Origin of the sequence: Enterococcus italicus (genome assembly GCF_023743875.1) — a bacterium.
Taxonomy (GTDB): Bacteria; Bacillota; Bacilli; order Lactobacillales; family Enterococcaceae; genus Enterococcus_G; species Enterococcus_G italicus.
The window spans coordinates 1682278-1695624 of record NZ_JAMRVB010000001.1 but is presented as its reverse complement, the minus strand read 5'-3'; the positions used below and the strand labels follow the sequence as shown (position 1 = coordinate 1695624).

Genomic DNA, 13347 nt, shown 5'->3' with positions numbered 1-13347 from the left:
CAACTTTCCTCTATTTCTTCATTAATAATTTTAATGCTTTACGCAAGTATTCATCCGTAGAGTGAGCACCCTCTTTTTTCAGAGTAGTCTCTACACGCTTAATTTCTCTTTCTGAATACCCCAAAGCAGACAACGCTGATATCGCTTCGGTCAGCGCGCTTGTATCTGTATCAAAAAGTGGCATAGCTAAGTTGCCAGTCAATTCTCCAGCTAATTCTCCTAGTTTTCCCTTTAAGTCCAAAATCATTTGCTGTGCCGTCTTTTTCCCGACTCCAGGGAATTTCGTCAAATAGGTGACATCATCTGATTCAATAGCGGCAATTAACCCTTCATGGTCATCATTAGCCATAATAGCAATCGCGCTTTTAGGCCCAATACCTGAGACACTAATTAACCGAAGAAACAATAATTTTTCCTGTAATTTTTCAAATCCATATAGTGTATGCGCATCTTCTCGTACAATCAAGTGTACATAGACTTTTACTTCCTGTGTTTTCTTACCTGAGTAGCGATAAGGATTACCCATTACAAGCTGATAGCCGATACCATTTGCTTCAAGTACTATATAGCTAGGCTGAATATCTGCAACTACACCTTTAATAAATTCGTACATTCTTTCTCCTCACCTGTACATATGTTCCCTTTATTGTATCATACAAAAAATAAGAAAGGAACTGAGGAATTTCGATTACTGAACGTACTTCTTATATTCTCCATACCCTTTTTTATCCATCTCAGTTAATGGGATAAAGGATAGTGCTGCTGAATTAATACAATACCTAAGTCCACCTAATTCTTTTGGACCATCTGTAAATACGTGTCCTAAATGCGAGTCTGCATCCTGACTTCTTACCTCAGTCCGACTCATTCCATGCGATTCATCTTTCTTTTCAAGAATCTCTTCTTCTAAAATAGGGCGTGAAAAAGCAGGCCAGCCACAACCAGCGTCAAATTTATCACTAGAAGCAAATAAAGGCTTACCACTAACAATATCTACGTAAATTCCTTGTTCATAAAAGTCATCATATTCCCCAGTAAAAGGTCTTTCCGTCGCATTTTCTTGCGTTACCGCATATTGAATTGGTGTTAATTTCTTTTTTAAGTCTTCTTTGCTCATGTTTTTCTACTCCTTTAAGTATAGTAATATTAGTTTGACCTGTTTTTAAGGAAAAGTCCATTGCTATGCTTCATTAATTAAAACAAAAAAAGTGAGAATGATTGTGTTGTGCTGTGACAACTTTTATATCATAACATCGTTCCAACGTGATGTCAACAACTAATTTTTATTTTTTAAATCTCAGTTGTTATCCTTTGTTAGCGACTTGATCATCTTATCAAATGCAATGTTATTTGTCAATATGTTTTTTAGATTTAAAAACTGTTTTATCAGTATTTAACTATCTTGTAACAAGTCAACTTCGTTATATTACCATCGATATCGGCAGTCGTCAACACTTTTTTTAAAAAATACACTCCTGGTTAATATCCCAGGAGTGCTTGTCGTTATTCTGTTGCTCTTGTTTGATGTGGATCTTGGATTCGTTTAAACATTCGCTCCATATCACTTAATGTAAAGTGAACCAAAACCGGCCGACCATGTGGACAATTAAAGGGATTTTCACACGTGGTTAATTCTTTTAATAAAGCTCGTGCTTGCTTATCATCTAGATAATGATTGGCTTTGATGGATCGTTTACAGCTCATCATAATGGCAGTCGCTTCAAGGAAACTTTTGACACTTACTTTTCCCGTCGCCAAATACATATCAATCAAATCTTTGGCTACTTGTTCTTCTTGGCCTGCTGGAAACCATGTCGGATGCGCACGAATAATCAGTGTATATTGACCAAAGTCTTCTAAAAATAGACCAACTTGTTCTAATGTATCTTTTCCTTCGATGATTCGCAAGTAATCATCTGCTGGGTATTCTAGCACAATTGGAATCATTAACGCTTGTAAATCTCGGCTGACTTCTCCTATTTGTTCACGGTAATACTCATATTTAATTCGTTCCTGTGCGGCATGCTGGTCAATAATATAGAGTCCGTCTTCTCCCTGCGCAAAAAGAAACGTGCCATGCATCTGGCCAAAATATTCTAATTCTGGAAAGCGCTGTGTACTTGGCTTTTCATGAAGCATCTTTTCAACCATTTGCACAGAAATTGCCGTTTTATCATGAACCGTTTCGTCAAAACGAGCCAATTCCTCTGCAATTTTGGGAATGGTTGGGCTATTTTCCGTGCTCGTTTGTTGCGCAGCTGTATCAAGGGGCTGCTGTGTAGCTTCATAGGTGGGCTCCACAGAATCGGTGGGTGGCACTTTCTCTAGTTTTTGGGTATCCCCCGGGACAAAAAAATCTCCTGATGCCGCATCATAGACTAGCGGCTTGTCGTTTGCTTGCGTGAGCGGCAAAGAGGTCTGCTCCATTGTCTGTTTTTCTTGGAAACGTTGCTTGAATTCCTTTTGTTGACCGACGTTTGGAATAAGCGATGGTTCTTTTAACGCTTCTACAATAGCCGACTTCAATAACTGCGTCAATTCAGTTTCTTTTGAGAGCCGCACTTCTTGTTTGGTCGGATGGACATTAACATCAACTAAAAGTGGATCCATCGTTATCTCGATAATCGCGATTGGAAACCGTCCGACCATTAACTTCGAGCCGTAACCTTGAATAATCGCTTTATTCAAGGCGTAATTTTTTATATATCGGCCATTGATAATAAGGGATAAGTAGTTGCGATTGGCTCTTGTCACTTCTGGCAGTGAGATATAGCCTTTTATCTGAAAATCTAAATCGTCAGCGGCAATTACCAACATCTTTTTAGCTGTTTGCAGACCATAGATACCCGCAATGGTTTGCTTTAGATCACCATTGCCGGCTGTCTGTGTCATTTTGTTACCATCATGAACCAAGCGGAAGGCAACGGATGGGTGACTAAGTGCCAAACGATTAACGATGTCGCCGATATTTGCCAACTCCGTCTGAAATGTTTTGACGTATTTCAAACGAGCAGGCGTATTAAAAAATAAATTCTCGACAACGATTTTGGTTCCTTTTCTTAAAGGTCCCATTTTATGTGAAAGAATGGTACCACCTTGAAGATGAACAATTGAGCCATTTGTCGCACCTTGGCTTGCTGTTTCAATAGTCATTTCAGATACCGAGGCAATACTAGGTAACGCTTCACCACGAAAGCCCAAGGTCCGAATCCGAAACAAATCAGCTTGATGATGAATTTTACTCGTCGCATGACGCTTAAATGCATTCTCGACATCCTCGTCGGCAATCCCTTCTCCATTGTCTACGACTTGTATTTTTTTTAATCCTGCGTCCTCTAATAGGATATCAATTTGAGTACTGCCAGCATCCAGTGCGTTTTCTACTAGCTCTTTCACTACCGAGGCAGGACGTTCGACAACTTCCCCTGCCGCGATTTGGTTCGCTAATTGTTCAGATAACTCTTTGATTTTCACTGGCTTGCTCCTCCTTTATTAGTCGACTAATTTTTTTTGCCATTCTGCTACTTTCAGCATCACTTCTATCGGTGTCATTTGCGAGAGATTCAACTGCGTGACTTCTTCACAGACAACTTGCTGCTGTGATTGAAAGAGGCTGAGTTGCTCGACAGGCTCGTCTATATGAGCCATCGGTGATTGGGCTTGCGATTCAAGTGAATGAAGAATCACTGATGCCCGTGTTAAGAGCTCTTTTGGCAAGCCGGCAAGCTTAGCCACATGGATACCATAGCTTTTGTCGGCGGGTCCAGTCATCATCTTGTGTAAAAAGACGACCTCTCCTTCTTTTTCAACAGCTCCTACGTGTTGGTTACGCAAATGCGCTAGCTCTTGATCTAGGACCGTTAACTCGTGGTAATGCGTAGAAAACAACGTCTTAGCCCGGATATCTCGATGAATGTATTCAATAATCGCTTGAGCTAAGGCCATCCCATCATAAGTCGCGGTACCTCGCCCTAACTCATCAAATAAAATCAAGCTATTGACCGTCGCATGTTGCAACGCCTGATTGGCTTCCATCATCTCTACCATAAACGTACTTTGACCAGCAATCAAATCATCGCTTGCCCCAATTCGGGTAAAAATCTGATCAAAAATCGGTAATTCTGCCGATTCTGCTGGCACGAAGCACCCGATTTGAGCCAAGATAACTGTCAGCGCTAATTGCCGCATATAGGTGCTTTTCCCTGACATATTCGGTCCGGTAATTAATAATATGAACGTCTCTTGATCCATTAAAATGTCGTTGGCAATGTATTCTTGTTGCCCGAGTACTTTCTCAACAACTGGATGACGCCCTTGGACAATAGCCAATTTCTGCTGCTGATTCATGTTTGGTTTGACGTACTGATAGCGTTCGCTGATTGTCGCAAAGCTTTGCAAGACATCGACCGTACTGATTGCTTTGGCTAGTGCTTGCAAACGTGTGATGGCTTGTTTGACTTGTTCGCGGACTTCAATAAACAATCGATACTCTAATTCAGTCGACCTCTCCTCAGCTTCTAGAATCAGTGCTTCTAATTTTTTTAATTCAGGAGTAATAAAGCGCTCGGCGTTCGCCAATGTCTGCTTGCGATCGTAGCGCTCTGGCTGGGTAAGATTTACGATATTGGCCTTACTAATTTCAATATAGTAGCCAAAGACTCGATTGTAGCCAACCTTTAGATTTTTAATTCCTGTCTCTTGTCGCTCTTTTGCTTCTAATTCCGCCAACCATTGCTTTCCATTTCTCATCGCTTCTCGGTATTGATCTAATTGCGAGTCGTAGCCTAATTTTATGACATTGCCTTCCGTGATTTGTAACGGCGCATCCTCTGCGATGGCTTCATCAATTAGCGCTACGACATCTTCTAGTGGCGTCAACTCCGTCAGCAAAGCAGTCCATTCCTCGTGATTGATACCGGCAATAATCGCCTGAATTTGCGGCACTTGTTGCAAGGAGTGCTTTAATTGCAACAAATCGCGTCCGTTCACATTGCCAAATGCGATTCTTCCTGCAAGCCGCTCCAAATCATAGACGCCTTTTAGACTTTCTTGTAAGTCAACCCGCTCAAAAAAAGCATGCAATAGAGAAGCTACTTGCAGCTGTCTTCGCTCAATAGCAGCTTGTTGAATCAGCGGATGATCAATCCATTGTTTTAACAAACGTGCACCCATCGCTGTTTTTGTTTCATCTAATAACCACAATAATGTCCCTTGTTTTTCCCCCGTGCGGATTGCTTGTGTCAATTCGAGGTTATATTTTGAATAGTAGTCCATTTTTAAGTAGTGGTCTGTTTGGTAAAATTGGGCTGGCTGCAAATGACCCAGTTGCCGCATTTGCGTTCGTTGCAAATATGCGTGCAACAATTCTACTGCTTGCTTAGCAAGTGGCTCTGTGATTGCATCCGCTAAGCCACCTACTTGTTGTTCGGTCGCTTGCACCGACATGACTGCACCTAATCGCTGCTCGATCCGCTTGGTCAGATTATCTGGTAAGGGCTGGGCAACGATCAGTTCCTTGGTCTCCAATGTCGCCAACTCATTAAAGACAATGTCTTCATCACTGACGACTGTCGCCTTCATTTCACCAGTGCTCAGATCTGCATAGGCAATGCCATAGTCGTCGCCATCTTTGATAACTGCGGTCAAATAATTGTTTTCTTTTGAGTGCAGTCCTTTGCCATCCATGACAGTCCCTGGTGTGATCAACTGAATGACTTCTCGCTTGACCATCCCTTTTGTTATCTTCGGATCTTCGACTTGTTCACAAATAGCGACCTTGTAGCCTTTTTCAATCAATGTATCAATGTAACCAGCGGCCGCATGGTAAGGCACGCCACACATTGGGATAGGGTCATCCGCATTTTTATTGCGACTGGTCAAGGTCAGCTCTAAGATTTGCGCTGCCTTTTCCGCATCGTCATAAAACAATTCATAAAAGTCCCCTAGTCGATAAAATAAAAACGCATCTTGGTAGTCTTTTTTTATTGAAAAATATTGCTCCATCATCGGTGTTTGCTTAGTCTTCTGAGGCATGCTTTGTCCCCTCCTCAATCGCTTGATTCACTTTTTTTTGGATGGTTTGCGTCACATATTGGAGCAATTCATTGGCTTGAGCTAGTGATTCTCGGTATAGCTGCACCACCGGATGTTGGTTGTACTCTTTTGTTAGTGCATCAATTTTGCGGATTGCTTCTTTTTCTGCCTCAGGTTTGCCATAGTGTGCAAATTGCACCGCCTCTTTTTGCGCTTGCTTGATTTCTTCTTCTAACGCTAGTAATCGTGGGTTTTGCTTGGCTTGCTTTTGAATTTCTTGAAATTCTTTAATGGCTGGATAATCCGCAAGCAGCTGATTTAATTGTTCTAGCGAGAGTTGAATCTTTTGGTCCTCTATCATATTGGTTCGTTCCTTCTCTTATTCTAAAAACGGGCGATCTTCACTGATCTGAATGAGTTCAATGTGACGTGCTTTTCCTGTTAAATCATCAATATCAATGACACAGCCACTCAAAATGCTGCGTCCAGTTTCGATTACTTCAAATCTTCGTGGCAATGCGGTAATGAATTTTTCAATCACTGCTTCCTTCTTCATCCCTAATACGCCATCATAAGGACCGGTCATGCCAACATCACTTAAATAGGCAGTGCCTTTTGGTAAAATACGCGCATCATTAGTTTGGACATGGGTATGCGTGCCAATCACTGCGGATACACGCCCATCTAGATACCAGCCCATCGCTTGCTTTTCACTCGTCGTTTCCCCATGGAAATCAACAAAGACATTGGTCGTCTTCTTGTGGACTTGTTCTAATAGCTGATCGATGGCAGTAAAAGGATCATCAATCGCCGTCATAAACGTCCGGGCTTGCAAATTAATCACAGCTAGCTCGCTTGCATTTACTTTGACATATACACAGCCTACACCCGGTGTTTCTTTAGGAAAATTGACCGGGCGAATCATTTTTTTTGCATCGGCAATAAAGTTAAAAATATCGCGATTGTCCCACGTATGATTGCCAAGCGTGACGACATCGACACCATCTTGTAAAAATTTTTTATATATTTTCTCCGTAATTCCGCGACCACCGGCAGCATTCTCGCCATTCACGATGGTCACTTGCGGATGATATTTTTTCTTTAGTTTTGGCAAGTAGGTGGTGATGGTCTCTCTTCCTAGTGAACCTACCACATCACCAATAAACATAATTCGCATCTATTTCCCTCTTCTCTCTTCGTTACACTTCTTTATTTTATCATATTACACACCCTCAGCGAAAAAAAGAAAACAATCAAATCTTTGCGCCGTCATTCAACGTCTGATAGATTGATTGTTTTCTCCTGTAGTCCATACTATTATTTAGATATTAGCTTTAACTTGACCAATGCTTGCCAAATGCCATCTTGCTCATTACTAGCCGTCACCATATCGGCTTGACGCTTCACTTCATCCGAAGAATTGCCCATCGCGATTCCCAAGCCGACTTCTTTTAGCATCTCGCGATCATTCATGCCATCACCAAATGCAATCACATTTTCCTGTTTTATCCCTAGCTGCTCGGCCAGTTTCAACAGCGTGACAGCCTTTGAGCCATTCTTAGGTATCATATCCACACATTCCGGGTGCCAACGAACAAAATCAAACGTATCATACACCGACGTATCGAACTCCTGTGTCTCATTATAAAAAGCTAGCCCTTGATAAATCGCATGCTTCTGATAAAAATCTGCTTCAAGCTCCGGCACGACCGATCCAAATGAGGACATTGCCTCATCCATTTGCCCTTCATTAAATGTCGTCAGTCGCTTAGTCGTATCTAAGCCAATCACAGCGACATCTATTGCTCGTTCAGATAAATCACGGTAGCACTGCTCAAATGCATCCGGCGCTAAGGTGTGCTCATAGACCAACTGATGGTCAGCAAATGCCACCGATCCATTGCACAGTACCGCATGCTCAAAGTCTAATTGTTCGATGACCGGCTGTGCTAGTCGAAGATTACGCCCTGTGGCAATCGTCACGGCATGTCCTTGACGCTTTAATTGATTGATTGCAGCCACTGTGCTTGCCAGCGGTTGTTTTTGATTGTTTAGTAAAGTACCGTCTAAATCAAAGGCGATTAATTTTCGTTCCATTCTCTCGTTCACTCCTTTTTTTCTATCATAACGAATACGCTTCCTATTTTCTATAAAAAAAGACTGTCTCTGTCATCAAACAAAAGAACAGTCTTACCTTATTAATCAACATAGCGTGAGTTGGAATTATTTAGCCATGCGTAAACCAAACCAATCACTACGCCGCCGCCAATGTAATTACCGATAAACGCAAAAAACAAATTATGTGCCACAGCACCCATGGTCATACCTGGTAAATTGCCACCAGTCACAAAAAAGCCCAATGCAAAGGCTGGGAAATTAGCAATAACGTGCTCAAAACCTAAAAAGGCAAAGATAAAAATGATAAAAATAATCGCCCAGACTTTTCCGCCGTCGTCTTTCATGCGCATACTAGTTAGAACAGCCGTATTTACCACAATATTAGCAAACATTCCTTCTATTAAAATCTGAATCGTTGACTTAGCCAGCTTAACGGATAAAGCATGGACCAAAAAGCCATCACTCGCCACATGTTGAAATGGTCCCGTCAACGAAAGAAGGTAAGCAAACAACACGCCACCAATTAAGTTAAACAAAATACACGTAAACAAAATTTTCGCAGCCTTGCCGACACCGAGACGTTTCCGATAGACACCAGCTGTCATATATAGCATATTAGACGTCCCTAACTCCGCATTCATATACAAAATCATCACAAGTGACCAACTGAACATAAATGCATACAACAATTTACCACTGCCCGGTAGCAATTCTTCTGCTTTGATACCGACCGCAAATGCAATGCCCGTTCCTAACGTCAAAAATAAACAAGCCAACATCGCACGCACCGCATACCTTATGTAACTTGTATCGATCAAATCCACTTTCTTTGAAATGGAAGAATCAATTTTCTCAAACAAGGGTGATACTGGGTTCATCATACTCCACCTTTATACATTAGTCTTAGCATCATTTTAATCAGCAATGCGTCATTTGTAAAGTACTTTTGTGAAAAGAAAAACAAATTATCTGAAAAATAAAGCTTGCTTTCTTGCTTCCTTTTCTGACTTGGAAGTTGACAAATAATATACAGGTAAAGTAATATGGAAGATGTGTAAAATAATGCAGCAGAAAGATAGTCAGACATCCCTAGTTTGTTGCCTATTAGGGTTCAATTGTGTAACCGCGGCTGCAAAGGTGAAGATTGAAGAACAAACTACATGTGTGATGATTGTTTCATCGGATTATTTTACTCCAACAAACTATATTTTATTGGAGGAATTTTAAATGTCTCGTTATACAGGACCTTCTTGGAAAGTCTCTCGTCGTCTAGGAATTTCATTATCTGGAACTGGGAAAGAATTAGCTCGTCGCCCATATGCACCAGGACAACACGGACCAAACAGCCGTGGCTCTCGTTCTGAATATGGTCAACAATTAACTGAAAAACAAAAACTACGTCATATGTACGGTATGAATGAACGTCAATTCCGTACGTTATTCGTAAAAGCAAGCAAGATTAAAGAAGGAAAACACGGTGTTAACTTCATGATCTTACTTGAACAACGTTTAGACAATGTTGTTTACCGTCTTGGTCTTGCAACGACTCGTCGTCAAGCTCGCCAATTAGTAAACCATGGTCACATCACAGTTGATGGCAAACGCGTTGATATCCCTTCTTACCATGTAGATCTTGGTCAAGTAATCGGCGTCCGTGAAAAATCTCAAAACTTAACAATCGTGAAAGAAGCAGTTGAATCAACTGTTGGTCGTCCAGCATTTGTAAGCTTTGATGATGAAAAATTAGAAGGTTCATTATCTCGTTTACCAGAACGTGACGAACTTTATCCAGATATCGATGAAGCTCTTATCGTCGAATTCTACAACCAAAAACTGTAAGACAAACAAAAAGAATATCTCACAAAGAGATGTTCTTTTTTTGCACATTTCGTAAACTTTATATTTACTTTTGGTTAACCACTTGCTACACTACACTCATGGTTAACCCTAGAAATAAAAAAAGTTTACGAGGTGAATGAAAAATGAAACACTCTATTCATGAACAAGTCTTAGCAGCCTGTTTTGCTGCAGTAATTGCCATTTTTGCTCAAGTAACAATCCCCCTTGGCTTTGTCCCTTTGACATTACAGACCTTTATTGTCGGCGTGGTCGCCAGCTTGCTTGGCAGCAAAGTTGGTACTTGGTCTGTAGGTATCTATCTCCTATTAGGTGCCATTGGCCTACCAGTATTTGCTGGAGGAGCCAGTGGCATTGGCGTACTTTTTGGACCGACTGGTGGCTATTTATTGTCTTTCCTACTGGCAGCTTTTGTCATTGGCAAAATAATCGAACTAACCAATGAATCTTTTTGGGCGGTCTTGCTTGCGAATAGTGTAGGCACCTTGCTTTCATTGCTTATCGGAACGATTTGGCTTCAGTTTGCGGTACACATCACGTTCGGACAAGCATTCACTCAAGGCTTCTTGCCATTTATTCTCGCCGGCGTCATCAAAACGATTGCTTCTACACTTGTTGCTCGCTTATTATATGGCCGCTTGCCGAAGAAACTCGTTCCCATCCTTTCACAAAATTAAAAAAAATGGGTCATACTCGTGCTACTAAAAAACAGTGATTCACCCTTAGCTACTACGAAAAAGACCAAACCATCCAAACGGTTGAAAAAAACTGCTGGATAGTTTGGTCTTTTAGTTATAGCAAAGAAGTTAAATGAACGCAGCTTACTCGTGAAGCAATTGAAAGAGTGGTAGCAAGGTTTGGTATGTCGCAAGCATTGTCTCTTGGGCTTGGGCTGGCGTTTGCCAGATGGGGTCATTTCTTTTTATAATGCGGCCGATTTGCAGTTCACTTTTTTTCACAGTAGCAAAACGTTCCAACAATGAGTCCATTTCTTTTAATCCATATACTGTTGGTTGCGTATGATCTGGTGATAGCACAAAATCTTTGGGTAAATTTTGCACTAGGTCTTTGTGGTCGGTTAGTCGCTGGGCTAGCTGATCTTTTACTTTCGGCTGATCAATGATTGACAGCCACAAGCCGACATACTCATCCCAAATTGCCAATTGAAAATGGGCTTCCATTTTGTAGCCACGTTTTTGTGTGCCTATTGCTAGCCAAGTACTCTCTGGTGGATAGACTGTCCGTCTGCGATGCTGCGCAATATGTAAATAAAGTGGCTGCCCAACTTTTTCTTCAAGCTGCGCGCGTATCTCTTCTCCCACCGCTTGAAAAACTGGCTGAACGCTTGCACGAATAGCGGCCATCCTTTCATCTAATCCTGCAATCTCAAATACTTCAAAGCTTTGTTCAGTAAACATCCGTTGCATTCCTTTCTTACTTTTCTTCTTCATAAGGAAGAATGGTTAGCGCTGCTTTTAATTCTTGTTCCACTATTTCTGGATACAAACGATACATTTCTTTCGCTGATTGTTGCCATTCACGCTTGAGTGCTGCCATAGTCAGCTGCTTTTGTTGCTTTTGCTTTAAAGCCTCACGCATACTCCGCCACTCATATGCATAGCCCAATGGCCGACACTCATAATGTATGCCTCCAACTTGGACCGAGCCAAATCGGTGATGCGTATGACCAAAGACCAATGCTTTGATTTGAAGAAATTCTGTTGCCATCTGGCCAATCTTTGGCGAACCTAAGAAGGCATTGATTTGATTCCATTTGGCATATTTTCCGGTAAAGGTTTGAACAAATGCCTGATTCGGTACAAAATGCGTACTGACAATCACTCGCTTGTCTTTGGGTACTGTGCGCATGATTGCTACAAAGTTTTCCGCAATCTGTTGCATCACCACAGGATCCCTTGCCTCTCGCTGGATGAAACGATCATACCACGCTAATTTTTTCAGTCGTTCAAAATCACGGGGCGCCCCTTCAACAAAGGAATAATCATACCACCCATTTATACCTAGTAGCCATGTTGTGTCGGACAAGGCAAAAAAGCGAAAATTTAAAAATCTTGGATCCAAATAGTGCTCAATCTCACCCTCGGTCAGGTCCGCCATTTCATGATTTCCCCAATGAAATGTCGTCGGAAAATAATTACTAAGGTAATCCACAAAAGCTAACGCTTGTTGCTTAGTATTCGCGATATCCCCTGCTAAATGAACATGATCGATATGTTCATCTAGCAATAGCTTAACCAGCATGGCCCACTCCGTTTCAGCAAGTTGATTGATATCGATATGCACATCCGATAACACGGCTAATCGCTTCAACCGATGTCCTCCCTTTCTTTTCGTATGATGGGGATATTGGGTGATAGAATTCCTCCATCTGATTTAAGCTGTAGTCGCTTGTAGCTAGGCTCAATCATCAAGTAATTGACTGCATCAAGCAAGAATGTGCCTGACGGTTTGACAAAGACTGGACCAATTTCTGTCGGTAACTGAATTGAATAATCTGCTAGTAATTCTGCATCGATTGCCTCTGAGACAAGCAATAACCGAAAGCCACTGTTCAACTGGCAAGAGACCGCATGATCGACAAAAGGGCCATGACCATCTTCATTGTCTAATAAGAGACGATCACCCGTTTTGAGCTTGGCTTGAATCACTGCTTGTGCTTCACTTGAAATGCTTAGTTCCATCGTTATCCCTCTTTTCTATCTTTTCTCTAGTCTATCAAACTTTTGGGCATTCGGATAAAAGAAAGGCTTCTCCATTTCGCTTTTTCTTTCAATTCTTGCTATAATTTTTAATAAGAAAGAGAGGGATTCTTATGGCCGATGACTTGCAACAACATCTAGACAACAGTCTTTACGGAACGCCTCAGCTCAAACCGGATGAACAACGCAAATACTTAGGTACATTTCGTGAACGCTGTTATTTGCAAATGACGCTAGCGCAAATGCGCAATCAAGACTTACAAGACTGCTTGAAAACGCACGTCACAGATTTTGAGGATGCACATTGTCTGATGAACAATCAAGTATCCGACACTCTTCAAGCTGATTATATCCAGATACTAGCGGCTGCAGCGATTCCTTTTACCATCGTGTCGAGTAGTCAAAAAAGCGATGATGCGATTGGCTTGCTGCTTGTCGCAAGTGAAGCCGTCGATGAATCAATCATCGATATAGCTGAAAAGTATCCGACTAACGAGTCAAAGCCCACTTCTAAAAAGAAACCATCTTTTTGGGGGAAACTTTTTGACTAATACAGCTATGCGGGTGAGACAGAATCATTCAGTTCCAAGCAAAAGACCAGGAAATCCAGAAGTTGTTT

At 41.5% G+C, this 13347-nt stretch carries 14 protein-coding genes; 3 read left to right on the top strand and 11 right to left on the bottom strand.

Going from position 1 to position 13347, the window contains the following annotated elements:
* Nucleotides 1–10: 10 nt before the first annotated feature.
* The 8 genes from ruvA to NE257_RS08280 form a co-directional block, all read right to left on the bottom strand.
* Complete coding sequence (gene ruvA / locus NE257_RS08315) at nt 11–613, bottom strand: Holliday junction branch migration protein RuvA (RefSeq protein ID WP_251870316.1); 603 nt, start codon at nt 611–613, stop codon at nt 11–13.
* Nucleotides 614–688: 75 nt separating this feature from the next.
* A complete protein-coding gene (msrB, locus tag NE257_RS08310; RefSeq protein ID WP_007207562.1) occupies nt 689–1117 on the bottom strand; it encodes a peptide-methionine (R)-S-oxide reductase MsrB in 429 nt (142 codons plus the stop codon).
* Nucleotides 1118–1503: 386 nt separating this feature from the next.
* Nucleotides 1504–3474, bottom strand: coding sequence for a DNA mismatch repair endonuclease MutL (mutL, locus tag NE257_RS08305; RefSeq protein ID WP_251886197.1), 1971 nt, complete (start codon nt 3472–3474; stop codon nt 1504–1506).
* Nucleotides 3475–3492: 18 nt separating this feature from the next.
* Nucleotides 3493–6033: a DNA mismatch repair protein MutS gene (gene mutS / locus NE257_RS08300; protein WP_251886196.1), complete on the bottom strand. Its 2541-nt coding sequence runs from the start codon at nt 6031–6033 to the stop codon at nt 3493–3495.
* A complete protein-coding gene (locus NE257_RS08295) occupies nt 6017–6394 on the bottom strand; it encodes a YlbF family regulator (protein WP_251886195.1) in 378 nt (125 codons plus the stop codon). Before NE257_RS08295 ends, mutS begins: the two co-directional genes overlap by 17 nt.
* A gap of 18 nt (nt 6395–6412) precedes the next feature.
* Entirely contained in the window at nt 6413–7210 is a 798-nt protein-coding gene (locus NE257_RS08290; protein WP_007207566.1) for a TIGR00282 family metallophosphoesterase, read from the bottom strand.
* Between the two features lie 140 nt (nt 7211–7350).
* Nucleotides 7351–8130 carry an HAD family hydrolase gene (locus tag NE257_RS08285; RefSeq protein ID WP_251886194.1) on the bottom strand — a complete coding sequence of 260 codons (780 nt, stop codon included), beginning with the start codon at nt 8128–8130 and terminating at the stop codon, nt 7351–7353.
* 101 nt (nt 8131–8231) lie between these two features.
* A complete protein-coding gene (locus NE257_RS08280; RefSeq protein WP_251886193.1) occupies nt 8232–9029 on the bottom strand; it encodes a formate/nitrite transporter family protein in 798 nt (265 codons plus the stop codon).
* Nucleotides 9030–9378: 349 nt separating this feature from the next.
* On the opposite strand from NE257_RS08280, the gene rpsD reads away from it, so the two are divergent.
* Entirely contained in the window at nt 9379–9990 is a 612-nt protein-coding gene (gene rpsD / locus NE257_RS08275; RefSeq protein ID WP_007207570.1) for a 30S ribosomal protein S4, read from the top strand.
* A gap of 143 nt (nt 9991–10133) precedes the next feature.
* A complete protein-coding gene (locus NE257_RS08270) occupies nt 10134–10685 on the top strand; it encodes a biotin transporter BioY (protein ID WP_251852033.1) in 552 nt (183 codons plus the stop codon).
* Between the two features lie 144 nt (nt 10686–10829).
* Here NE257_RS08270 and NE257_RS08265 read toward each other — a convergent pair whose 3' ends face one another.
* The 3 genes from NE257_RS08265 to NE257_RS08255 are packed head-to-tail and all read right to left on the bottom strand — an operon-like array spanning nt 10830 to nt 12710.
* Nucleotides 10830–11426 (bottom strand): DUF1054 domain-containing protein, encoded by a 597-nt coding sequence (locus tag NE257_RS08265; protein WP_251852032.1) that lies wholly within the window; start codon nt 11424–11426, stop codon nt 10830–10832.
* Nucleotides 11427–11442: 16 nt separating this feature from the next.
* Nucleotides 11443–12339 carry a metallophosphoesterase gene (locus NE257_RS08260; protein WP_251886192.1) on the bottom strand — a complete coding sequence of 299 codons (897 nt, stop codon included), beginning with the start codon at nt 12337–12339 and terminating at the stop codon, nt 11443–11445.
* Nucleotides 12336–12710, bottom strand: a complete 375-nt coding sequence (locus tag NE257_RS08255) for an iron-sulfur cluster biosynthesis family protein (RefSeq protein ID WP_251886191.1) — start codon at nt 12708–12710, stop codon at nt 12336–12338. The genes NE257_RS08260 and NE257_RS08255 overlap by 4 nt, the downstream gene beginning before the upstream one ends.
* A 131-nt stretch (nt 12711–12841) precedes the next feature.
* Here NE257_RS08255 and NE257_RS08250 point away from each other — a divergent pair, with 131 nt between their 5' ends.
* The gene (locus tag NE257_RS08250) at nt 12842–13279 is read left to right on the top strand and encodes a YueI family protein (protein ID WP_251886190.1); all 438 of its coding nucleotides are present in this window, start codon (nt 12842–12844) and stop codon (nt 13277–13279) included.
* The last annotated feature ends 68 nt before the right edge of the window (nt 13280–13347 follow it).

Bases quoted from the DNA above. Each gene is read 5' to 3' on its own strand.
- ruvA (WP_251870316.1), bottom strand. From the start codon at position 613: ATGTACGAATTTATTAAAGGTGTAGTTGCAGATATTCAGCCTAGCTAT.
- rpsD (WP_007207570.1), top strand. From the start codon at position 9,379: ATGTCTCGTTATACAGGACCTTCTTGGAAAGTCTCTCGTCGTCTAGGA.
- NE257_RS08250 (WP_251886190.1), top strand. From the start codon at position 12,842: ATGGCCGATGACTTGCAACAACATCTAGACAACAGTCTTTACGGAACG.
- NE257_RS08255 (WP_251886191.1), bottom strand. From the start codon at position 12,710: ATGGAACTAAGCATTTCAAGTGAAGCACAAGCAGTGATTCAAGCCAAG.
- NE257_RS08285 (WP_251886194.1), bottom strand. From the start codon at position 8,130: ATGGAACGAAAATTAATCGCCTTTGATTTAGACGGTACTTTACTAAAC.
- NE257_RS08265 (WP_251852032.1), bottom strand. From the start codon at position 11,426: ATGTTTACTGAACAAAGCTTTGAAGTATTTGAGATTGCAGGATTAGAT.
- NE257_RS08280 (WP_251886193.1), bottom strand. From the start codon at position 9,029: ATGAACCCAGTATCACCCTTGTTTGAGAAAATTGATTCTTCCATTTCA.
- NE257_RS08270 (WP_251852033.1), top strand. From the start codon at position 10,134: ATGAAACACTCTATTCATGAACAAGTCTTAGCAGCCTGTTTTGCTGCA.
- NE257_RS08290 (WP_007207566.1), bottom strand. From the start codon at position 7,210: ATGCGAATTATGTTTATTGGTGATGTGGTAGGTTCACTAGGAAGAGAG.
- NE257_RS08295 (WP_251886195.1), bottom strand. From the start codon at position 6,394: ATGATAGAGGACCAAAAGATTCAACTCTCGCTAGAACAATTAAATCAG.
- mutS (WP_251886196.1), bottom strand. From the start codon at position 6,033: ATGCCTCAGAAGACTAAGCAAACACCGATGATGGAGCAATATTTTTCA.
- msrB (WP_007207562.1), bottom strand. From the start codon at position 1,117: ATGAGCAAAGAAGACTTAAAAAAGAAATTAACACCAATTCAATATGCG.